The organism is Micromonospora sp. NPDC004704 (assembly GCF_053601675.1).
The window spans coordinates 43879-61811 of the sequence record NZ_JBSGCD010000040.1; the positions used below are offsets into that span (position 1 = coordinate 43879).

14 protein-coding genes are annotated in these 17933 nt (G+C 72.2%); 3 read left to right on the plus strand and 11 right to left on the minus strand.

All coding sequences use genetic code 11. The features are described from left to right. Window positions 1-27: 27 nt before the first annotated feature. Both ACWEFB_RS33165 and leuE read left to right on the plus strand, forming a co-directional pair. Entirely contained in the window at window positions 28-1272 is a 1245-nt protein-coding gene (locus tag ACWEFB_RS33165) for a bifunctional pyridoxamine 5'-phosphate oxidase family protein/GNAT family N-acetyltransferase (RefSeq protein WP_452291803.1), read from the plus strand. Continuing rightward, on the plus strand, window positions 1272-1943 hold the full coding sequence (leuE, locus tag ACWEFB_RS33170) for a leucine efflux protein LeuE (RefSeq protein WP_326560257.1): 672 nt from the start codon (window positions 1272-1274) through the stop codon (window positions 1941-1943). Before ACWEFB_RS33165 ends, leuE begins: the two co-directional genes overlap by 1 nt. Window positions 1944-2098: 155 nt before the next feature. Here leuE and ACWEFB_RS33175 read toward each other — a convergent pair whose 3' ends face one another. The 11 genes from ACWEFB_RS33175 to ACWEFB_RS33225 all read right to left on the minus strand — a co-directional run bounded on the left by ACWEFB_RS33175 (window position 2099) and on the right by ACWEFB_RS33225 (window position 13064). Next, the gene (locus tag ACWEFB_RS33175; RefSeq protein ID WP_452291829.1) at window positions 2099-2989 is read right to left on the minus strand and encodes a sporulation protein; all 891 of its coding nucleotides are present in this window, start codon (window positions 2987-2989) and stop codon (window positions 2099-2101) included. A gap of 108 nt (window positions 2990-3097) precedes the next feature. After that, the gene (locus ACWEFB_RS33180) at window positions 3098-4162 is read right to left on the minus strand and encodes a hemolysin family protein (RefSeq protein ID WP_452291805.1); all 1065 of its coding nucleotides are present in this window, start codon (window positions 4160-4162) and stop codon (window positions 3098-3100) included. Then, complete coding sequence (locus ACWEFB_RS33185) at window positions 4159-5535, minus strand: hemolysin family protein (RefSeq protein WP_452291807.1); 1377 nt, start codon at window positions 5533-5535, stop codon at window positions 4159-4161. Before ACWEFB_RS33185 ends, ACWEFB_RS33180 begins: the two co-directional genes overlap by 4 nt. A gap of 258 nt (window positions 5536-5793) precedes the next feature. Continuing rightward, window positions 5794-6144, minus strand: coding sequence for a monovalent cation/H(+) antiporter subunit G (mnhG, locus tag ACWEFB_RS33190; protein WP_452291809.1), 351 nt, complete (start codon window positions 6142-6144; stop codon window positions 5794-5796). Then, the gene (locus tag ACWEFB_RS33195) at window positions 6141-6401 is read right to left on the minus strand and encodes a monovalent cation/H+ antiporter complex subunit F (RefSeq protein ID WP_452291811.1); all 261 of its coding nucleotides are present in this window, start codon (window positions 6399-6401) and stop codon (window positions 6141-6143) included. The genes mnhG and ACWEFB_RS33195 overlap by 4 nt, the downstream gene beginning before the upstream one ends. Further along, entirely contained in the window at window positions 6398-7030 is a 633-nt protein-coding gene (locus ACWEFB_RS33200; protein WP_452291813.1) for a Na+/H+ antiporter subunit E, read from the minus strand. Before ACWEFB_RS33200 ends, ACWEFB_RS33195 begins: the two co-directional genes overlap by 4 nt. Beyond that, window positions 7027-8532 carry a Na+/H+ antiporter subunit D gene (locus ACWEFB_RS33205; RefSeq protein ID WP_452291815.1) on the minus strand — a complete coding sequence of 502 codons (1506 nt, stop codon included), beginning with the start codon at window positions 8530-8532 and terminating at the stop codon, window positions 7027-7029. The genes ACWEFB_RS33200 and ACWEFB_RS33205 overlap by 4 nt, the downstream gene beginning before the upstream one ends. Then, entirely contained in the window at window positions 8529-9068 is a 540-nt protein-coding gene (locus ACWEFB_RS33210; RefSeq protein WP_452291817.1) for a Na(+)/H(+) antiporter subunit C, read from the minus strand. Before ACWEFB_RS33210 ends, ACWEFB_RS33205 begins: the two co-directional genes overlap by 4 nt. Beyond that, window positions 9065-11914 carry a Na+/H+ antiporter subunit A gene (locus ACWEFB_RS33215; protein WP_452291819.1) on the minus strand — a complete coding sequence of 950 codons (2850 nt, stop codon included), beginning with the start codon at window positions 11912-11914 and terminating at the stop codon, window positions 9065-9067. Before ACWEFB_RS33215 ends, ACWEFB_RS33210 begins: the two co-directional genes overlap by 4 nt. Window positions 11915-12260: 346 nt before the next feature. Continuing rightward, complete coding sequence (locus ACWEFB_RS33220) at window positions 12261-12656, minus strand: hypothetical protein (RefSeq protein WP_452291821.1); 396 nt, start codon at window positions 12654-12656, stop codon at window positions 12261-12263. 69 nt (window positions 12657-12725) lie between these two features. Then, window positions 12726-13064, minus strand: a complete 339-nt coding sequence (locus ACWEFB_RS33225; RefSeq protein ID WP_326560268.1) for a hypothetical protein — start codon at window positions 13062-13064, stop codon at window positions 12726-12728. Window positions 13065-13235: 171 nt separating this feature from the next. On the opposite strand from ACWEFB_RS33225, the gene ACWEFB_RS33230 reads away from it, so the two are divergent. Further along, entirely contained in the window at window positions 13236-17792 is a 4557-nt protein-coding gene (locus tag ACWEFB_RS33230) for an ATP-dependent helicase (protein WP_452291823.1), read from the plus strand. Window positions 17793-17933: the final 141 nt, after the last annotated feature.

Below are 17933 nucleotides of genomic sequence, written 5' to 3' on the forward strand. Positions count from 1 at the left end.
GTACTAGAACAATCGGGGAGGCGCCAGGTGTACCAGCAGACGGAACGGACCACCGCGAACCGAGGCCGCAACCGGATGGGCTACCAGCGTGACGCCGCGCACGCGATCCTGGACGAGGCGTACCACTGCTCCCTCGCCTTCACCGTGGACGGTGAACCCCGGGTCCTGCCCACCCTGCACGTACGCGTCGACGACACGGTCTACCTGCACGGCTCGACCGGGGGACGGCCGCTGCTCGCCGCCCGTGGTCCGGACGGGCTGCCGGTCTGCCTCAGCGTCACCCTGCTCGACGGCCTGGTCTACGGCCGGTCCCAGTTCCACCACAGCGCCAACTACCGCTCGGTGATCGCGCACGGCACCGCCCACCTGGTCACCGACCAGGCCGAGAAGGCGGCCGCGATGACCGCCCTGGTGGAGAAGGTCGGCCGGGGACGGGCCGCCGACAGCCGCCCGCCGACCCGCAGGGAACTCGCCGAGACGGCGGTGCTGGCCCTGCCCCTGCGCGAGGTGTCGGTACGGGCCCGGACCGGCCCGGTGGTCGACGAGCCCGAGGACTACGACCTGCCGCACTGGGCCGGGGTGCTGCCGCTGCGGCAGGTCGCCGGCCCGGCCGAGCCGGACACCGGGGTCACCGCCCCGGTCCCCGACTACCTGCGCCCGCCCCGCTCGCCCTGGCTCACCGCGGCACCGATGACCGGCGCGCACGTACGGCTGGAGCCGCTCGACCTCGCCCACACCGACGACCTGTACGCCGCCACCGACGACGCCGAGGTCTGGCGCCACCTGTCCCACCCCCGCCCGGCGAACCGGGACGACCTGGCGGCGGTCATCGCCGAGGCCCTGCGCGCCCAGCACCTCGGCACGCGGGTGCCCTGGGTGCAGCGCGACGCCCGGACCGGCCGGATCGTCGGCAGCACCTCCTACTACGAGGTCGACGAGGCCCGGCGGTCGGTGGCGATCGGTCACACCTTCCTGGGCCGGGAGAGCTGGCGTACCGGGATCAACACCGAGGCCAAGCTGCTCCTGCTCGGCCGGGCCTTCGACGAACTGGGCGCGGAGCGGGTGGTCTGGCACACCGACATCCGCAACGTCCGATCCCAGCGGGCGATCGAACGGCTCGGCGCCCAGCGAGAGGGGGTGCTGCGGCGGCACCGGCAGCGGCCGGACGGCTCGTGGCGCGACACCGTGCTCTACGCCATGATCGCCGACGAGTGGCCGAAGGCACAGCTCTCGCTCCGGGAAATGCTTCGCCCGACGGCACCCCTGGGGTGATGATGACGCCCGTGCTGGGGATCACCGACATCTGGACCTACGTGCTGGGCACGGTCGCCATCGTGCTGCTGCCCGGACCGAACTCGCTCTTCGTGCTCTCCACCGCCGCCAAACGCGGCATCCGGGTCGGCTACCAGGCGGCGTCCGGGGTGTTCCTCGGCGACACCGTACTGATGGTGCTCTCCGCTGCCGGGGTGGCGTCGCTGCTCAAGGCGTACCCGCCGATCTTCATGGTGATCAAGTACGGCGGTGCGGCGTACCTCGGTTATGTGGGGTTGACCATGCTGCGCGGAGCGTGGCGGCGCTGGCGTGCCCGCAACGACCCCGGAGCGCCGCGCCTGATCGACGGGGCGGAGCCGGCCCCGGTGCGCAACCCGTTCCGGCGGGCCGCCGTGATCAGCCTGCTGAACCCGAAGGCGATCCTGTTCTTCATCTCCTTCTTCATCCAGTTCGTCGACCCGAACTACGCCTACCCGGCGCTGTCGTTCCTGCTCCTCGGGGTGATCGCGCAGGCCGCGAGCGTGCTCTACCTGACCCTGCTGATCCTCACCGGCACCTACCTGGCCGCCCAGTTCCGCCAACGCCGCCGCCTGGCCGCGGCAACCACCACCGGCATCGGCGTCCTCTTCCTCGGCTTCAGCCTCAAACTAGCCACCGCCACCGCCGGCTGACCCCTCCCACCCCCCGGCCCCTGTGCCCCCCGCCCGGCTCTCCGTCCCGCCCGTCTGGCCCGGCGATCTTGCACTTGTGGTCGCTGACATAAGCCCTAAGTCGGTCATAACGAGGCGCCACAACTGCAAGATCGCCGGGGCGGGCGGGGCGGGGGTTAGATTCCGCCTTCGCCGCCGGCGGTGCCGGTGAGGCCCTCGCCTTCGGGGGGTAGGTCCGGGGGGCGGTTGGTGTGGACGGACTCGGGCATGATCGGGCCGTCGGTGGCGCCGGAGCGGATTGCGGCGTGCCGGGCCACCGCGTGCCGGACCCAACTGTCCACCACCTCGACCCAGTTGAACCGGTCGACGTCGGCGTGCGGTACGCGGAACCGGGTCAGGCTGTAGTGGCTGGCTCCGGCGAGCGCCAGACGCCGGTCCAGCGCGAAGACCACCTCCAACGCCTGCGAACCGGCCAGGAAGGTCAGCTCGACCTCGGCGAACGGGCCGGCATAGAGCGGCGCCGCCCAGTAACCGATCTTCTGGTGGAACGGCAGGCTCTGCTTCACCCCCGGCAACTCCCCCTGTTGCAGGCCCACCTGGCGCAGGGTGAAACCCAGACTCTCGAAGGTCGACAGGATCCGCTCCTGCGCCGGCAGCGGATGAACAAAAACGCCGGTCAGGCCGCCCCGGTCCAGCTCCGGGCCGAGCGCCACCTCGGTCCGCAACGCCATCGGCAGGTTCAGCCGGGGTACGCCGTTGACCACGGTCACCGGAAGTTCCCAGGGCATCGGTACGGCGAACGCCACGTCCCGCCGCTCCCCCGGTCCCAGCACGACCGCCCCGGCGACCCGTACCCGGCCGAACTCGTACTCGAGGTAACCGTCGCCGCCGTCCGCCGGCTCGACCCTGGTCACCAGTCCCACCGTCACGTGCCCGATCGGCACCGGTTGGTCACCGCCGACCATCCGGACCCGTCCCGGCAGGTCGAGCCCCGGCCGCGTGCTCGGATTGGTCAGCGTCGTACGGACGGCGAAGCCCGTACCGGGTGACGCGCCACCGAAGAGCACCGTCGGCCGTCCCTCCACGCCGGGGCCTGCCCTGCCGATCCTGCCCCAACGCGACCGGGCGGGGCGGCCGATTCGACCACCCCGCCCGGTTGACGCCCACGTTCCCGATCAGCGCAGTCGACGACCGCGCGGGACCTGGTCGGTCTCGTCGTCGAACTCCCCGATGACCTCCTCCAGGAGGTCCTCCAGGGCCACGAACCCGACCGGGCGGCCGACCCCGACCCGGTCGGTGACCAGGGCGAGCTGTGCCTGACGAGCCCGCATCGCGGCCACCGCCTCGGTGACGGTGGCGGTGGCGGCCAGGCTGAAGACCGGGGTCATCAGCTCCTCAGCCGTCGCCGCCCGGCCCGCCGTGGTCGCGCGTACGGCCTCGCGTACGTGCACCATGCCGGCGACCACGTCGGGGCCGTCCAGCACGGCCAGTCGGGACCGGCCACTGTCCCGGCTCACCGCCTCGATCCGATCGGCGGTGTCCTCCCGCCGAACCGACACGATCCGGTCCACCGGCTCCATCACGTCGGCCACCGTGGTGCCCTGCAACTCCAGCATGCTGGTCAGCAACTGCTGCTGGTCCGCCGCGAGCAACCCGTGCTCGGCCGACTGCTCCAGCAGCATCCGCAGCTCCTCCGGGCCGTGTGCCTGGGCCAACTGGTCCTGCGGTCGTACCTTGGCCAGGCGCAGGATCACGTTCGCCAGACCGTTGAGCGCGGTCAGCAGCGGCCGGGCCACCCGGGCGAAGGCCCGGAACGGCAGGGCCAGCAGGACCGCGGACCGCTCCGCGTCGGTGATCGCCCAGGACTTGGGCGCCATCTCGCCGACCACCAGGTGCAGGAACGTCACCAGCAGCAGGGCGAACAGCAGGGCGATCACGTGACTGGGCGCGTCGGGCAGCCCCACCGCGTGCAGGACCGGGCTGGCCAGGTGCTCGATCGCCGGCTCGGCGAGGGCACCGAGGCCCAGGGTGCAGACGGTGATGCCGAGTTGCGCGCCGGCCAGCATCAGGCCGAGTTCGCGTACCCCGTCCAGGGCCGCCTTCGCCGCCCGTCCACCGTTCGCGGCGACCTGTTCCAACCGGTACCGCTTGCTCGCCACCAGGGCGAACTCGGCCGCCACGAAAAAGCCGTTCAGGGCGAGCAGGAGCAGCGAGATGAGCAGCGCCCAGGTCGTACTCATGCGGTCACCTCGGGGTGTTCGGAGCCGGAGCCGTACGCGTTCTGGCCGACCAGCGCGAGCCGGACCGAGTCGGCGACGTGCCGATCGACCGCGAGCACCTCGACCAGGGCCTTCGGGTGTGGCCGGGGAAGTTCGGACTCGGCCGACAGGTTGATCTCCAACCGGTCGCCGACCTCCGGCACCCGGCCCAGCTCGCGCATGACGAGCCCGGAGAGAGTGTCGTACTCGGGTGCCTCGGGCAGCGCGATGCCGGTGCTGTCCGCGACCTCGTCGATCCGCCAGCGGGCGGGCACCACCCAGGAACCGTCCGGCTGCCGGATCGGGGTCGGCTCGGGCGGGTCGTCCTCGTCCCGGATCGGGCCGACGAGTTCCTCCGCGATGTCCTCCAGGGTGATCACCCCGGCGAAACCGCCGTACTCGTCGACCACGCAGGCAAGCTGGCGGTGCCCGGCCCGGAGCCGGTCCAGCACCGTCGGCAGCGGCAACGTGGTGGGCACCAGCAACGGGGGTACGGCCACGTCCGCGACCCGGGTGGTGAACCGCCGCTCCGGCGGCACCCCGAGTACGTCGGCGATCCCGGCAACCCCGATCACGTCGTCCACGCCCTCGGTCCCGCGTACGGGAAAGCGGGAGTGGCCGGTGTCGAGCAGTTCCACCAGCCGGCTCACCGGATCGTCCGCCTGTACGGTGTGCACCGCCACCCGGGGCACCATCGCCTCGGCGGCGGTGAGCTGGCGGAAGTCGAGTCCCCGGTCGAGCAGGGTCGACATGGCGATGTCGAGCTGCCCCTCCTCGCGCGACTCCGCGATGATCTGTTCCAGGTCCTCCGGGGTGGCGCCGCTGGGCAGTTCCTCGATCGGTTCGATGCCGACCCGGCGCAGCAGCCGGGTGGCTGCGGCGTCGAAGAGGCGGATCACCGGGGCGGCGACGGTCAGGTAGATCAGGGTCGACCGGCTGAGCTTCAGGGCCAGCATCTCGGCGCGGGCGATGGCGAGGTTCTTCGGGGCCAGTTCGCCGAGCACCATCTGCACGACGGTCGCGATGACCAGCGACAGGGCGATGGACAGCGGCATGGTGATCCCCTCGGGGACCCCGGCCACGCCGAACAGGTCGGCGAGCCCGTCACCGAGGAAGGGTTCGGCGACGTACCCGACGAGCAGGGCGGTCAGGGTGATGCCGAGCTGGGCGCCGGAGAGCATGAAGGAGAGCCGTCCGGTGACCTTGAGGGCGCGCTGGGCGGCCGGGTCGCCGTCGTCGGCGAGCTGTTTGAGTTTGCCACGGTCGACGGCGACGTAGCCGAACTCCTGGGCCACGAAGTAACCCGTCGCGGCCGTGAGCACGATGATCAGAAGAAGGCCGATCGCGATCAACACGGAGGGCTCAGGGCTCCCCGGTTCGTCGGTCGGTGGGAGGGGCGCCGGGTCGTACCCGGCTGGCTACTACTGCCCTCCTGGGCAGCGGAGTCGATCATGCCGACAGTTTATCCGGACGACCCGGCCAATCACCCGAACCCTCGCGAGTCCGCCCCGGGGTAGGGCGAGGCCCTGGTTGTCCCTTTCTGCATGCTGATGATCCGTTCCTGGTGCGTCTGGCCGGATTCGGCTCCGGGCGATCTGCCGGCCACCTCCTCCTCACCGGTCGGGGTTGGTGGGGGTGGCGTCGGCGAGTTCGTCGGTGACCAGCAGGTCGGCCCGGTGCCGCCCGGCCCGGTACGCGGCCCGCCCCACCATCTGGGCGGCCACCGGGGCGGTCGCCAACTGGAACACCCCGACCAGGACCAGGGTGGCGATGTCGGCGCCCGTACGCAGCCGCAGTCCCACCCCGATCAGGATCAGCAGCAGGCCGAGGATCTGCGGCTTCGTCGCCGCGTGCATCCGGGACAGCACATCGGGAAAGCGCACCACCCCGATCCCGGCGGCGAGACTGAGCAGCGCACCGGCGATCAGGAAAGCCGCCGAGAGCAGGTCCGCGATGTCGGTCACGAGTCCTCCCGGGCGGCGAACCGGACCACGCCCACCGAGGCCACGAACCCCAGGATGGCGAGGACCACCAGGATCGGCAGCGTGGTCGCGTGCCGGTTGATCGCCGCCTCGGTGCCGACCGCGCCGACGATGACCGCCAGCAGCAGGTCGGTGGCGACGACCCGGTCCAGCAGGGACGGGCCGCGGACGATGCGGTAGAGGGCCAGCAACGCCGCGACGGAGAGCAGTCCGGTGACGATCACGATCACGACGCTCATTCGGTCGCTCCTTCATCGGTTGGTGGTGGGGTGGACGGGGGCTGGTCGGAGGCCGACGGGCCGGGTGTGGTCAGCAGGCGCAGTTCGGCGGCGGATCCCGTGGCCCGGACGATCCGCTCCTCGACCGCGAGCACGTCCCGCCGGGCGCGTTCGACGTCGGCGGGGCCGCGTACGTCCAACACGTGCACGTAGAGCGTGCCGGTGTCGCGTACCGCCTCGACGATGAGCGTGCCGGGGACCAGCGACAGCGCCTCGGCGGTCAGGGTCAGGTTCAGGTCCGAGCGCACCCGCAGCGGTACGGCGATGATCGCGCTGTGCCGTACGCCGTCCGGACGGACCGCGATCCAGGCGACCTGGACGCTGGCGGTGAGCAGTTCGGCGATGAACCGGGCGGCGAACCGGAGCAGACCGAGTGGCCGGATCCGGCCGTCGAAGGTCACCCTCGGCAGCGGGAAGAAGACCAGGACCAGCAGCGCGACCAGCGCGCCCCCGAGGACGTTGCCCCAGGTGAACTCGCCCCAGAGCAGGTTCCAGACCAGCACCAGCCAGACCACGGTGACCAACTGGTCGCGCCACCGTCCCCGGGTGGTCACGGGTCGGCTGGTGGTGGCCTGCGACGGCCCGGTCACGGTGTGCCCACCGGGAAGACCGCTTCCACGTACGGCGTGCGTTGTCGCAGGTCCTCGGCCGCGTCACCGCTGAGCTGGTAGAGCGGACCGGCGACCACGGTGAGCCCGATCCCGAGGGCGACCAGGGCGAGGGTGGCGCCGACCATGACCGGCGGCAGTCCGGCCGGAGCGTGCGGGTCGGCGAGCCTCGGTGCCCGCCAGAACGCCAGGTTCCAGACCTTCATGGTGGCGTAGAGGGTGAGCAGGCTGGTGAGGGTGCCGCCGATGACCAGCAGCCACGGCAGCGCACCGCCCTGCGCCACCCCGGCCTGCAGCAGGCCGAGCTTGCCGAGGAACCCGGAGAACGGCGGGATCCCGGCCAGGTTGAGCGCGGGTACGAGGAACAGGATGCCGAGCAGGGGTGCCACCCGGGCCAGCCCGCCGAGCCGGTCCAGGTTGGTGCTGCCGCCCCGGCGTTCGACCAGTCCGGTGGCGAGGAAGAGGGTCGTCTGCACGGTGATGTGGTGCACCACGTAGAAGATCGCCCCGGACAGCCCGGCGAGCGAGGTCAGCGCCACCCCGAAGATCATGTATCCGATGTGGCTGAGCAGGGTGAAGGAGAGCAGCCGCTTGATGTCGGACTGGGCGACCGCGCCGAGGATGCCGATCACCATGGTCAGCAGGGCGACCACCAGCAGCAGGTTGTCGACCTGACCACCGGGGAAGAGCAGGGTCTCGGTACGGATGATGGCGTACACGCCGACCTTGGTGAGCAGGCCGGCGAAGACCGCGGTGACCGGGGCGGGAGCGGTCGGGTAGCTGTCCGGCAGCCAGGCCGACAGTGGGAAGACCGCCGCCTTGATCCCGAAGGCCAGCAGCAGCATCAGGTGCAGGACCAGCCGGAGTTCCGCCGGGAGGGCGTCGAGCCGGCCGGCGAGCTGGGCCAGGTTGAGCGTGCCGGTGGCCGCGTAGATCAGCCCGATCGCGCTCAGGAAGATCATCGAGGAGAGCAGGCTGACCACCACGTACGTCGTACCGCCCCTGATCCGTACCCCGGTCCCGCTGAGCGTGATGAGTACGTAGCTCGCGGCGAGCAGCATCTCGAAGCCGACGAAGAGGTTGAACAGGTCGCCGGAGAGGAACGCGTTCGTCACACCGGCGGTCAGCACCAGGTAGGTGGGGTGGTAGATGGTCACCGGGGTCGACTCGGAACCGTCCCCCCGGCCCTCCCCGATCGAGTAGAGCAGGACGCAGAGGGTCACCGCGGCGGAGACCACCAGCATCAGCGCCGAGAGTTGGTCGGCGACGAGCACGATGCCGACCGGCGCCGGCCACCCGCCGACGTAGACGACCAGCGGGCCCTCCCGGCTGGCCTGCACCAGGAGCACGACCGCGACACCGAGGGTGGTGCTGAGCGCGGTGATGCTGACCAGCCGCTGCGCGACCGGGTACCGGGCCAGGACCAGCGTCAACGCCGCCGCCAGCAACGGAATCACCACCGGCAGGGGAACCAGGTAGCTCATCGGTCACCACCACCCGTACCACCGGAGCCGGCGGCGCTGTCCGGGCCGGTGCCGTCGTGGCGGGTGAAGGGTCCGGCCGGGCCGGGTACCTGCTCCGGGTCGTCGCCGTCCTCGGTGGGCGCTTCCGCGCGGTCGTCCGTACGCTCGTCGACCGGCTCGTCCCCCCGGGTGACCTCGTCCCGCTGGGCGAGCACCATGATCCGCTGATCCTCCAGGTCGTCCTGTACCTCGTCGTGGCCGAAGAGCTGCCAGCTCCGGTAGCCGACGGCGAGCAGGAACGCGGTGATGCCGAGGGTGATGACGATCGCGGTGAGGACCATCGCCTGGGGCAGCGGGTCGCTCATCTCCGCCTCCGGGGTGACCCCGACGATCGGTGCGGCACCGCTGCGACCGCCGAGCAGGATCATCAGGTTGACCCCGTTGCCGAGCATGATGACGCCGAGCAGGACCCGGGTCAGGCTGCGCTCCAGCAGCAGGGTGACTCCGGCGCCGACGAGGACGGCGACGGTCACCGCCTGGACCAGGTTGGGGATCATGTCAGCTCCCGCTCTCGCAACGGTTCCAGTTCGGTTTCGGGTCCCTCGCCGGCCTCGATCTGCCGGTCCACCTCGGCGCCGAGGCTGCGCAGGATGTCCAGCACCAGGCCGACCACGATCAGGTACACGCCGATGTCGAAGAAGAGCGACGTGACCAGGTGCACCTCACCGACCACCGGCAGGTGCAGGTCGAGTACGCCGCTCTGCAGGACCTCGGCGCCGGCCAGCAGGGCCAGCGCACCGGCGCCGACCGAGACGAACAGTCCGGCGCCGAGAACCAGTCCGGCGTCGACCGGGGCGGCCTCGTCGAGTTCGTACCGGCCTCCGGCGAGGTAGCGGACGGCCAGGGCCAGCCCGACGACCAGCCCGCCGCTGAACCCTCCACCGGGGGCGTTGTGCCCGGAGAACACCAGGTAGAGGGAGAACAGCACGATGGTGTGGAAGATCAGCCGGGTGACCACCTCGAAGACGATCGAGCGGCGCCGGTCGCGCAGGGTGGGTCCGGCCCGCAGCCAGACCCGTTCCCGGCGACGCCCCGTCCGGCTCGGACCCCGGCGGGCGAGGTTCGGCCGGCGGGGACCGGGACCGGCCCGGGGACGTTGGAAGATCAGGCTGGCCACTCCGGTGGCGGCCACCACCAGCACCGCGATCTCCCCCATGGTGTCCCAGGCCCGGATGTCGACCAGCGTGACGTTCACGATGTTGCGGCCGTGGCCGTACGAGACGGCGAGTTCGGCGAAGTCGACCGAGATCGGCACCGCCTCCCGGCCACCGGCGGCGGCGAGCGCCAACCCGCCCATGACCAGACCGACGGCGGTACCGATGCCGACTCGCAGCCACCGGCTGGCGCGCAGCGGGCGGGCCGAGAAGTTGGCCGGCAGCCGGCGCAGGACCAGCACGAACATCACGATCGAGACGGTCTCGACCAGGAACTGGGTCAGGGCCAGGTCGGGTGCGCCGTAGAGGATGAACATCATCGCCGTGCCGTAGCCGGTGACCCCGACCAGGACCATCGCGGTGAGCCGGCGGCGGGCCCGTACGGTGAGCACCGCGGCGGTGGCGAGGACCACCGCGACCACCAGTTGCACCGGGCTGTGCCAGAGCGCGATCCGCTCCGGCCAGGGCCGGCCGATCAGCAGCGCCCCGCCGGGCACCACCACCAGGACCACCAGGATGGTGCCGAGGTACTGCGGCAGCGAACCGCGCTGGGTGGCCCCGGTGACCTCGACCGCCACCCGGTCCAGCCAGTAGGTGACCCGCTCGTAGGCGGTCCCGCCGTCGAACGGGGCACGCATCCGTTCGAGCAGCCGGGCCATCCGGTGCCGCAGGGCGAACAGCAGCCCGCCGCCGGACAGCGCGACCAGGGTCAGCCCGACCGCAAGGCCGGGTCCGTGCCAGAGCGCGAGGTGGTATTCACCCGGACCGAACTGCCCGGCGTACGGGACCAGCAGGTCGTCGACCGGCCCGGCCAGTACGCCCAGCGCCAGCCCGGCCACCGCCAGCAGCCCGACCGGGGCGAGCATGGCGACCGCCACCGGTTCGGTCGAGGTGGCCGGCACCGAGGCTTTGGTGGCAAACGCCCCCCAGAGGAAGCGGAGGCTGTAGGCCACGGTCAGGGTGGCCCCGGCGACCAGGGCGGTCAGCAGGACGGGATCGTGCCGGAACGCCTCGAACACCGCCTCCTTGCCGACGAACCCGAGCAGCGGCGGCAGCCCGGCCATCGACGCCACGGCGAGTACGGCGGCGGCGAAGACCACCGGCATCCGCCGCCACAGTCCGGACAGCGCGGGCAGTTCACGGGTGCCGGCGCTGTGGTCGACGATGCCGACGACGAGGAAGAGCGCGGACTTGAACAGCGCGTGGGCGAGCAGCATGGTGATGCCGGCGAGTTCGGCGTCCCGGGTGCCCGCCCCGGTGAGGATGAACAGCAGCCCCAACTGGCTGACCGTGCCGTACGCGAGCAGCAGTTTCAGGTCGGTCTGGCGCAGTGCTGCCCAGCCGCCGAGCAGCATGGTGACCGCGCCGGTGACGAAGACCAGCAGCCGCCACGGCTGGTCGTCGGCGAACAGCGGGGCGAAGAGCGCGACGAGGTAGACCCCGGCCTTGACCATCGCCGCCGCGTGCAGGTACGCGCTGACCGGGGTGGGGGCGGCCATCGCCGCGGGCAGCCAGAAGCTGACCGGGAAGATCGCGGACTTGGTGAGCGCCCCGACCAGGAGCAGCACGACCAGGGTGGCGAGGTACCCGTCGGTGGGCAGCGGTGCGTCCGCCAGTTCGGAGATCCGGTACGTGCCGGCGCGCTGGCCGAGCATGATCAGGCCGATCAGCATGGCCAGCCCGCCGACGGTGGTGATCACGAGCGCCTGGGCGGCGGCCCGGCGGCTGGCCCACTTCTCCGGGTTCTGGCCGATCAGCAGGTAGGAGCAGACCGTGGTCAGCTCCCAGAACACGTAGAGCAGGACGAGGTTGTCGGAGACGACGAGGCCGAACATGGCTCCGGCGAAGCCGACGAAGGTGGCGGCGAAGCGACCGAGACCGGTGTCGTCGGCGGAGAAGTACCGGGCGCAGTAGACCAGCACCAGTGCCCCGATCCCGCCGACCAGGAGCACCATCAGCCAGGAGAGCGTGGTCACCCGCAGGGCCAGGTCGAGGTGCAACTGCCGGACCCAGCCGTACGTCTCGGCCACCGTGCCGCCGTCGCGGACCGTACCGGTGATGGCGACGGCCCAGCCGAAGACCGCCGCCGGGGCGAGGGCCAGCAGGTAGCAGGCGCGGCGACCCCACCAACGGACGAGCAGTGGCGCGATCAGCGCCAGCGCGAGGTGGAGGCTCAGCAGCACCAGCATGCGTTCTCCAGGTAGGTGTCATCGCAGGCCCTTGTCCAGGGTCTGCGGCTACGGAGGATCAGGAGGCATAAACGTCGATAATGCCGGCAAATAACGAAAGTCGGGCTAAACCCCGTCAGCAGCCGCGACACCGGGCCGCCGGGGCCGGATGGCCGGGCGGCACGACGTACCCGAAGTGGGCGAGGACGGGAAGTCCGGACCGCCACGGCGGGACGGAGATCAGCCGACGACCAGGCCGGCGGACGTCCGGACCACTGCCACTCGGTGTATCAGGTGGCGGCGGGGGTCGTTGGGGGTCCGGACCGCGACCGTCGGGCGCGGATCAGCCGGTGGCGCCGGCGGCGGGTCAGGCCGGCGGGGCGCGGCTGGACGGCCCGGAAACGGTCCGGGAACGCGGATCCGCCCGGTGTCCGACGATCGGCGCGGAGACCTCGACCGGTACGACCGGCAGCGCGACCGACCGCGTCCGCACGGCGAACGGCTCCGGCGCGGGTGGGCGCAGCTCCGCCCCGGCGAGCGCTCGGGCGGCGCCCCGGCCGGAGCCGGTTTCCGCCTCGCCCCGGCCGTGCACCGGGGTGGTGTGGTGCAGCGCCGCGCCGATGGACGCGTGCGGACTGGCCAGGGCGCCGGCCGGGGTGTCGGCGGAACTCGCCCCGTGTACGGCGGTGAGCGAGAGCAGGGTGAGCAGGACAGCAACGACCAGCCGACCGATCGGTCGGCGGATCAGACGTCCGTCCCACATTGCTTGATGTCACCCCGTCCGGTCGCTTCTCGGCGGGTGCAGTCTACCGGGTGGGTCCCCGCGGGCCGATCAGTCCGAAGTGGACCCGACCAGCAGGTCGGGTCGGCCGAGTTGGAGAACGACCCGGTTGACCAGGTGTTGGGCCGCGGCGAGCGACCGGACCGCGACGAGTTTGCCGCGCCCCTCGCGGCGCAGGACGAAGTAGTGCACCGCGGCCCGGACCTGGGCCCGGTCGGCCGCGCTGGCCTGGGCGGTGTCGAGCACCAGGACGCGCAGGCAGGCACCGACCCGTTCGGCGAGTTCGAGGTCGGCGCCCCGCAGGCCGAGGCGGAGTGCGGCCAGGTGCCCGTCGACCTTCCGGATGAGTACGTCGGTGCCGCGATCGGCACGGTGCTGTTCGGCAGTCATCCGGCCCCCTCCGTACCGCCCTCGGACTGCCGGAGAAGTTACTTTATGTCGCAGTGCATCAGCAAGCAGTTAAGTAACACTTAACGTAGGAATAGGGCTTTAAGTGTACAAGCATCGCAAAGCGCCACGGTGATCCGCCGATTGTCGTAGGCGCGGGGCAGGATTGGCGCCATGGCGGACGTACTGGAGCGGTTCGGGGTGGCAACGCGTGAGTGGTTCGCCGCCGCGTTCGCCGCACCCACCGCCGCCCAGGCCGGTGCCTGGCAGTCGATCGGCGCCGGTCACAACGCCCTGGTCGTCGCGCCGACCGGATCCGGCAAGACCCTGGCCGCCTTCCTCTGGTCACTGGACCGGCTGGCCCGCGAGCCCCGACCGGAGGACCCGAAGCACCGCTGCCGGGTGCTCTACGTCAGCCCGCTCAAGGCACTCGCCGTCGACGTCGAGCGCAACCTGCGCGCCCCGCTCACCGGCATCCGGCAGGCATCCGCCCGGCTCGGGCTCCCGCCACCGGAGATCACCGTCGGGATGCGTACCGGGGACACCCCGGCGGACGAGCGGCGGGCTTTCGCCCGTACCCCACCGGACATCCTGATCACCACCCCGGAGTCGCTGTTCCTGCTGCTCACCTCGGCCGCCCGCGACTCCCTGCGCGGGGTCGAGTCGGTGATCGTCGACGAGGTGCACGCGGTCGCGGCCACCAAGCGCGGCGCCCACCTGGCCCTCTCCCTCGAACGCCTGGACCAGCTCCTGCCCCGACCGGCACAGCGGATCGGGCTCTCCGCCACCGTACGGCCGATCGACGCCACCGCCCGCTTCCTCGCCGGTGCCCGGCCGGTCGACGTGGTCCAGCCACGGACCCCGAAGACCATCGAGGTCAGCGTCGAGGTGCCGGTGGAGGACATGACCCGGCTCGACGAACGCAACCCACCCGACGACGACGAGTTGGGCACACCCCGCCGCGCCTCCATCTGGCCGGCGGTCGAGGAACGGGTCTTCCAGCTCATCCGGGAACACCGGTCGACCATCGTTTTCACCAACTCCCGACGGGGCGCGGAACGCTTCTGCGCCCGGCTCAACGAACTCGCCGCCGACGAACAGGCCACCGTTGCCGCCGCCCTCGACGCCCCACTGGCCGTACCGGCCGAACGGCTGCCGGCGGAGATCATGGCCCAGTCCGGCGCCGCCACCGGCGCCCCACCGGTGATCGCCCGAGCCCACCACGGGAGCGTCTCCCGCGAGGAACGCAAGCACATCGAGGAGGCGCTCAAGTCCGGCCAGCTCCCCGCCGTGGTCGCCACCTCCAGCCTCGAACTCGGCATCGACATGGGCGCGGTCGACCTGGTGGTCCAGATCGAGGCCCCGCCGAGCGTCGCCGCCGGCCTGCAACGGGTCGGCCGGGCCGGACACCAGGTCGGCGCCATCTCCCGAGGGGTTGTCTTCCCCAAGCACCGGGGCGACCTGATCTCCTGCGCGGTGGTCGCCGAGCGGATGGGCGACGGGGCGATCGAGGAACTGCACTACCCCCGCAACCCGCTCGACGTACTGGCGCAGCAGATCATCGCGATGGTCGCACTGGACGAGTGGCGGGTGCCCGACCTCGCCGCCCTGGTCCACCGGGCCGCGCCCTTCGCCGAGCTGCCCGACTCGGCCCTGCACGCGGTGCTGGACATGCTCTCCGGGCGCTACCCGTCGACCGCCTTCGCCGAGCTGCGCCCACGACTGGTCTGGGACCGGGGCACCGACCTGCTCACCGGCCGGGCCGGCGCCCAGCGGCTCGCCGTCACCAGCGGTGGCACCATCCCCGACCGGGGCCTGTTCGGTGTCTTCCTCGCCGGGGCGACCCGGTCCGCGCGGGTCGGCGAGCTGGACGAGGAGATGGTCTACGAGTCCCGGATCGGCGACGTCTTCCTGCTCGGCTCGTCGTCCTGGCGGATCGAGGACATCACCCCGGACCGGGTGCTGGTCTCCCCCGCCCCGGGCCAGGCCGCCCGGATGCCGTTCTGGAAGGGCGACAGCCTCGGCCGCCCGATCGAGCTGGGCCGGGCCATCGGCGCCCGGCTGCGCACCCTGGTCAAACAGGACGACGAGACCGCCACCGCGGCACTGCGCGACGGTGGGCTGGACGCCTGGGCGGCCGGCAACCTCGTTGCGTACCTGCGTGAGCAGCGGGAGGCGACCCGGTCGTTGCCGGACGACCGGACCGTGGTGGTCGAGCGCTTCCGCGACGAGCTCGGCGACTGGCGGCTCGCCGTGCACTCGATCCTCGGGGCCAGGGTCAACGGCCCCTGGGCGCTCGCGATCGGCCGCCGGCTGGCCGAACGGTACGGGGTGGACGCGCAGGTCGTACCGAGCGACGACGGGATCGTGGTGCGGCTGCCGGACACCGCCGACGAACCACCCGGCGCCGACCTGGTCGGCTTCGACCCGGACGAGATCGCGCAGATCGTGCAGGAGGCGGTGGGCGGCTCGGCGATGTTCGCCGCCCGGTTCCGCGAGTGCGCCGCCCGTGCCCTGCTGCTGCCCCGGCGCGATCCCCGGCGCCGGCAACCGCTCTGGCAGCAGCGGCAACGGGCCGCCCAACTGCTCGACGTGGCCCGCGAGTACGCCGACTTCCCGATCACCCTGGAGGCGGCCCGCGAGTGCCTGCAGGACGTGTTCGACGTACCGGCGCTGGTCGGGCTGATGCGCGATCTCGCCGCCCGGAAGATCCGGCTGGTCGAGGTGGAGACCAACCAGCCGTCGCCGTTCGCCCGGTCGCTGCTCTTCGGCTACGTCGGCGCCTTCCTCTACGAGGGCGACGCCCCGCTGGCCGAACGCCGGGCCGCCGCGCTCGCACTCGACTCGGCCCTGCTCGGCGAGCTGCTCGGCCGGGTCGACCTGCGTGAACTGCTCGATCCGGCGGTGGTCGCCGAGACCGAGCGGCAGTTGCAGTGGCTGACCGAGCAGCGCCGCCCCCGCGACGGTGAGGACGTGGTCGAGTTGCTCCGGCTGCTCGGCGACCAGACCGAGGCGGAGCTGGTCGAACGCGGCGCCCGACCGGAGTGGCTGGCCGAGCTGGAGGCGTCCCGCCGGATCCTGCGGGTACGGATCGCCGGACAGGAGCGCTGGATCGGGGTCGAGGACGCCGGCCGGTTCTCCGACGCGCTCGGGGTCGCCCTGCCGGTCGGCATCGCGCAGGCGTACCTGGAGCCGGTGACGGACCCGCTCGGTGACCTGGTCGCCCGCTACGCCCGTACGCACGGGCCGTTCCCGGCGGCCACCTGCGCGGCCCGGTTCGGCCTCGGGGTGTTCGTGGTGGAACAGGCACTGCGCCGGCTCGCCGCGACCGGTCAGGTGGTGTCGGGCGAGTTCTCACCGGCCGGCACCGGCACCGAGTGGTGCGGTGCCGAGGTCCTGCGCCTGCTCCGCCGCCGTTCACTCGCCGCCCTGCGCCGGGAGATCGAACCCGTGCCGCCGCGTACGCTCGCCACCTTCCTGCCCCGCTGGCAGCAGGTCGGGGGCAACGCGAGAGGTGTCGAGGCGGTCGCCGCGGCGATCGAACAGCTCCAGGGCGTGGCGGTGCCCGCATCCGCTCTGGAGAGCCTGATCCTCCCGGCACGGGTGGCCGACTACTCCCCCGCGTACCTGGACGAGCTCTGCGCCAGCGGCGAGGTGACCTGGGCCGGGACCGGCGCGATCGGGGCGGCCGACGGCTGGGTCAGCCTCGCGTACGCCGACTCCGCACCGCTCCTGCTGCCGCCGCCCGATCCGGCGCTCGCCCTGACCCCGCTGCACCAGTCGGTGCTGGATGCTCTCGGCGACGGGCAGGCGCTCTTCTTCCGGGCGTTGGCCGACCGGGTCGGTTCGACCGACGACGATCCCCTGGTCGCCGCCGTCTGGGAGCTGACCTGGGGCGGCTGGTTGACCAACGACACCATCGCCCCGCTGCGGGCGCTGCTCGGTGGACGGGGCGCGCACCGGGCCCGCCCGGGAGCGCCACGCACCCGCTACCGGCGTCCCGGGCGCCCGGCACTGCCGGCCCGGGGTGGCCCACCCGCCGTGGCGGGTCGCTGGTCCCGGCTGCCGGATCGGGACACCGACCCGACCCGACGGGCCGCCGCCCTGGCAGATCTGCTGCTGGAACGGCACGGACTGGTCACCCGGGGCGCGGTCGCCGCCGAGGGGATCGTCGGCGGGTTCGCGGGCGTCTACCCGGTGCTGGTGGCGCTGGAGGAACGCGGTGCCGCCCGACGGGGGTACTTCGTCGAGGGACTGGGGGCGGCGCAGTTCGCCGTACCGGGGGCGGTGGACCGGCTCCGCGCGCTGGCCGAACCGGACGACGGCCGTCGGCGTACGGGCAGCGCCCTGGTGCTCGCCGCCACCGACCCGGCGAATCCGTACGGTGCCGCCCTGCCCTGGCCCGAGCGGGTGGTCGACTCCGGTGACGGTGAACGCGGGGTGAGCGGGCACCGGGCCGGTCGCAAGGCCGGTGCCCTGGTGATCCTGATCGCCGGCGACCTGGCCCTGTACGTCGAGCGCGGCGGCCGCACCCTACTGTCCTTCGTGGACGACAACGACGCCCTGGTCCTGGCCGCAAAAGCACTGGCCGACGCCGTCCACTCCGGCGCCCTGGGCCCCCTGTCGGTCGAACGCGCCGACGGCGACTCCGTCCAGTCCTCCCCCCTGGCCGCCGCCCTAACCGCAGCCGGCTTCCGCCCCACCCCCCGAGCCCTCCGCCTCCGCACCTGACCCACCACCCCGCCGCGTTGATCATGAAGTTAGCGACGCCGTGGAGGCGTTGGGGTCAAGTGGTGAGTGCAATCGTTAAGCGGTGATGAGTTGTGCCAGGCGCTGGGCTGGGGTGGCCCAGTCCAGTGTCTGGCGGGGTCG

Excerpts from the sequence above, each read along its gene's own strand:
- leuE (WP_326560257.1), top strand. The coding sequence starts at position 1,272 with ATGATGACGCCCGTGCTGGGGATCACCGACATCTGGACCTACGTGCTG.
- ACWEFB_RS33180 (WP_452291805.1), bottom strand. The coding sequence starts at position 4,162 with ATGAGTACGACCTGGGCGCTGCTCATCTCGCTGCTCCTGCTCGCCCTG.
- ACWEFB_RS33195 (WP_452291811.1), bottom strand. The coding sequence starts at position 6,401 with ATGAGCGTCGTGATCGTGATCGTCACCGGACTGCTCTCCGTCGCGGCG.
- ACWEFB_RS33205 (WP_452291815.1), bottom strand. The coding sequence starts at position 8,532 with ATGAGCTACCTGGTTCCCCTGCCGGTGGTGATTCCGTTGCTGGCGGCG.
- ACWEFB_RS33210 (WP_452291817.1), bottom strand. The coding sequence starts at position 9,068 with ATGATCCCCAACCTGGTCCAGGCGGTGACCGTCGCCGTCCTCGTCGGC.
- ACWEFB_RS33215 (WP_452291819.1), bottom strand. The coding sequence starts at position 11,914 with ATGCTGGTGCTGCTGAGCCTCCACCTCGCGCTGGCGCTGATCGCGCCA.
- ACWEFB_RS33220 (WP_452291821.1), bottom strand. The coding sequence starts at position 12,656 with ATGTGGGACGGACGTCTGATCCGCCGACCGATCGGTCGGCTGGTCGTT.
- ACWEFB_RS33225 (WP_326560268.1), bottom strand. The coding sequence starts at position 13,064 with ATGACTGCCGAACAGCACCGTGCCGATCGCGGCACCGACGTACTCATC.
- ACWEFB_RS33230 (WP_452291823.1), top strand. The coding sequence starts at position 13,236 with ATGGCGGACGTACTGGAGCGGTTCGGGGTGGCAACGCGTGAGTGGTTC.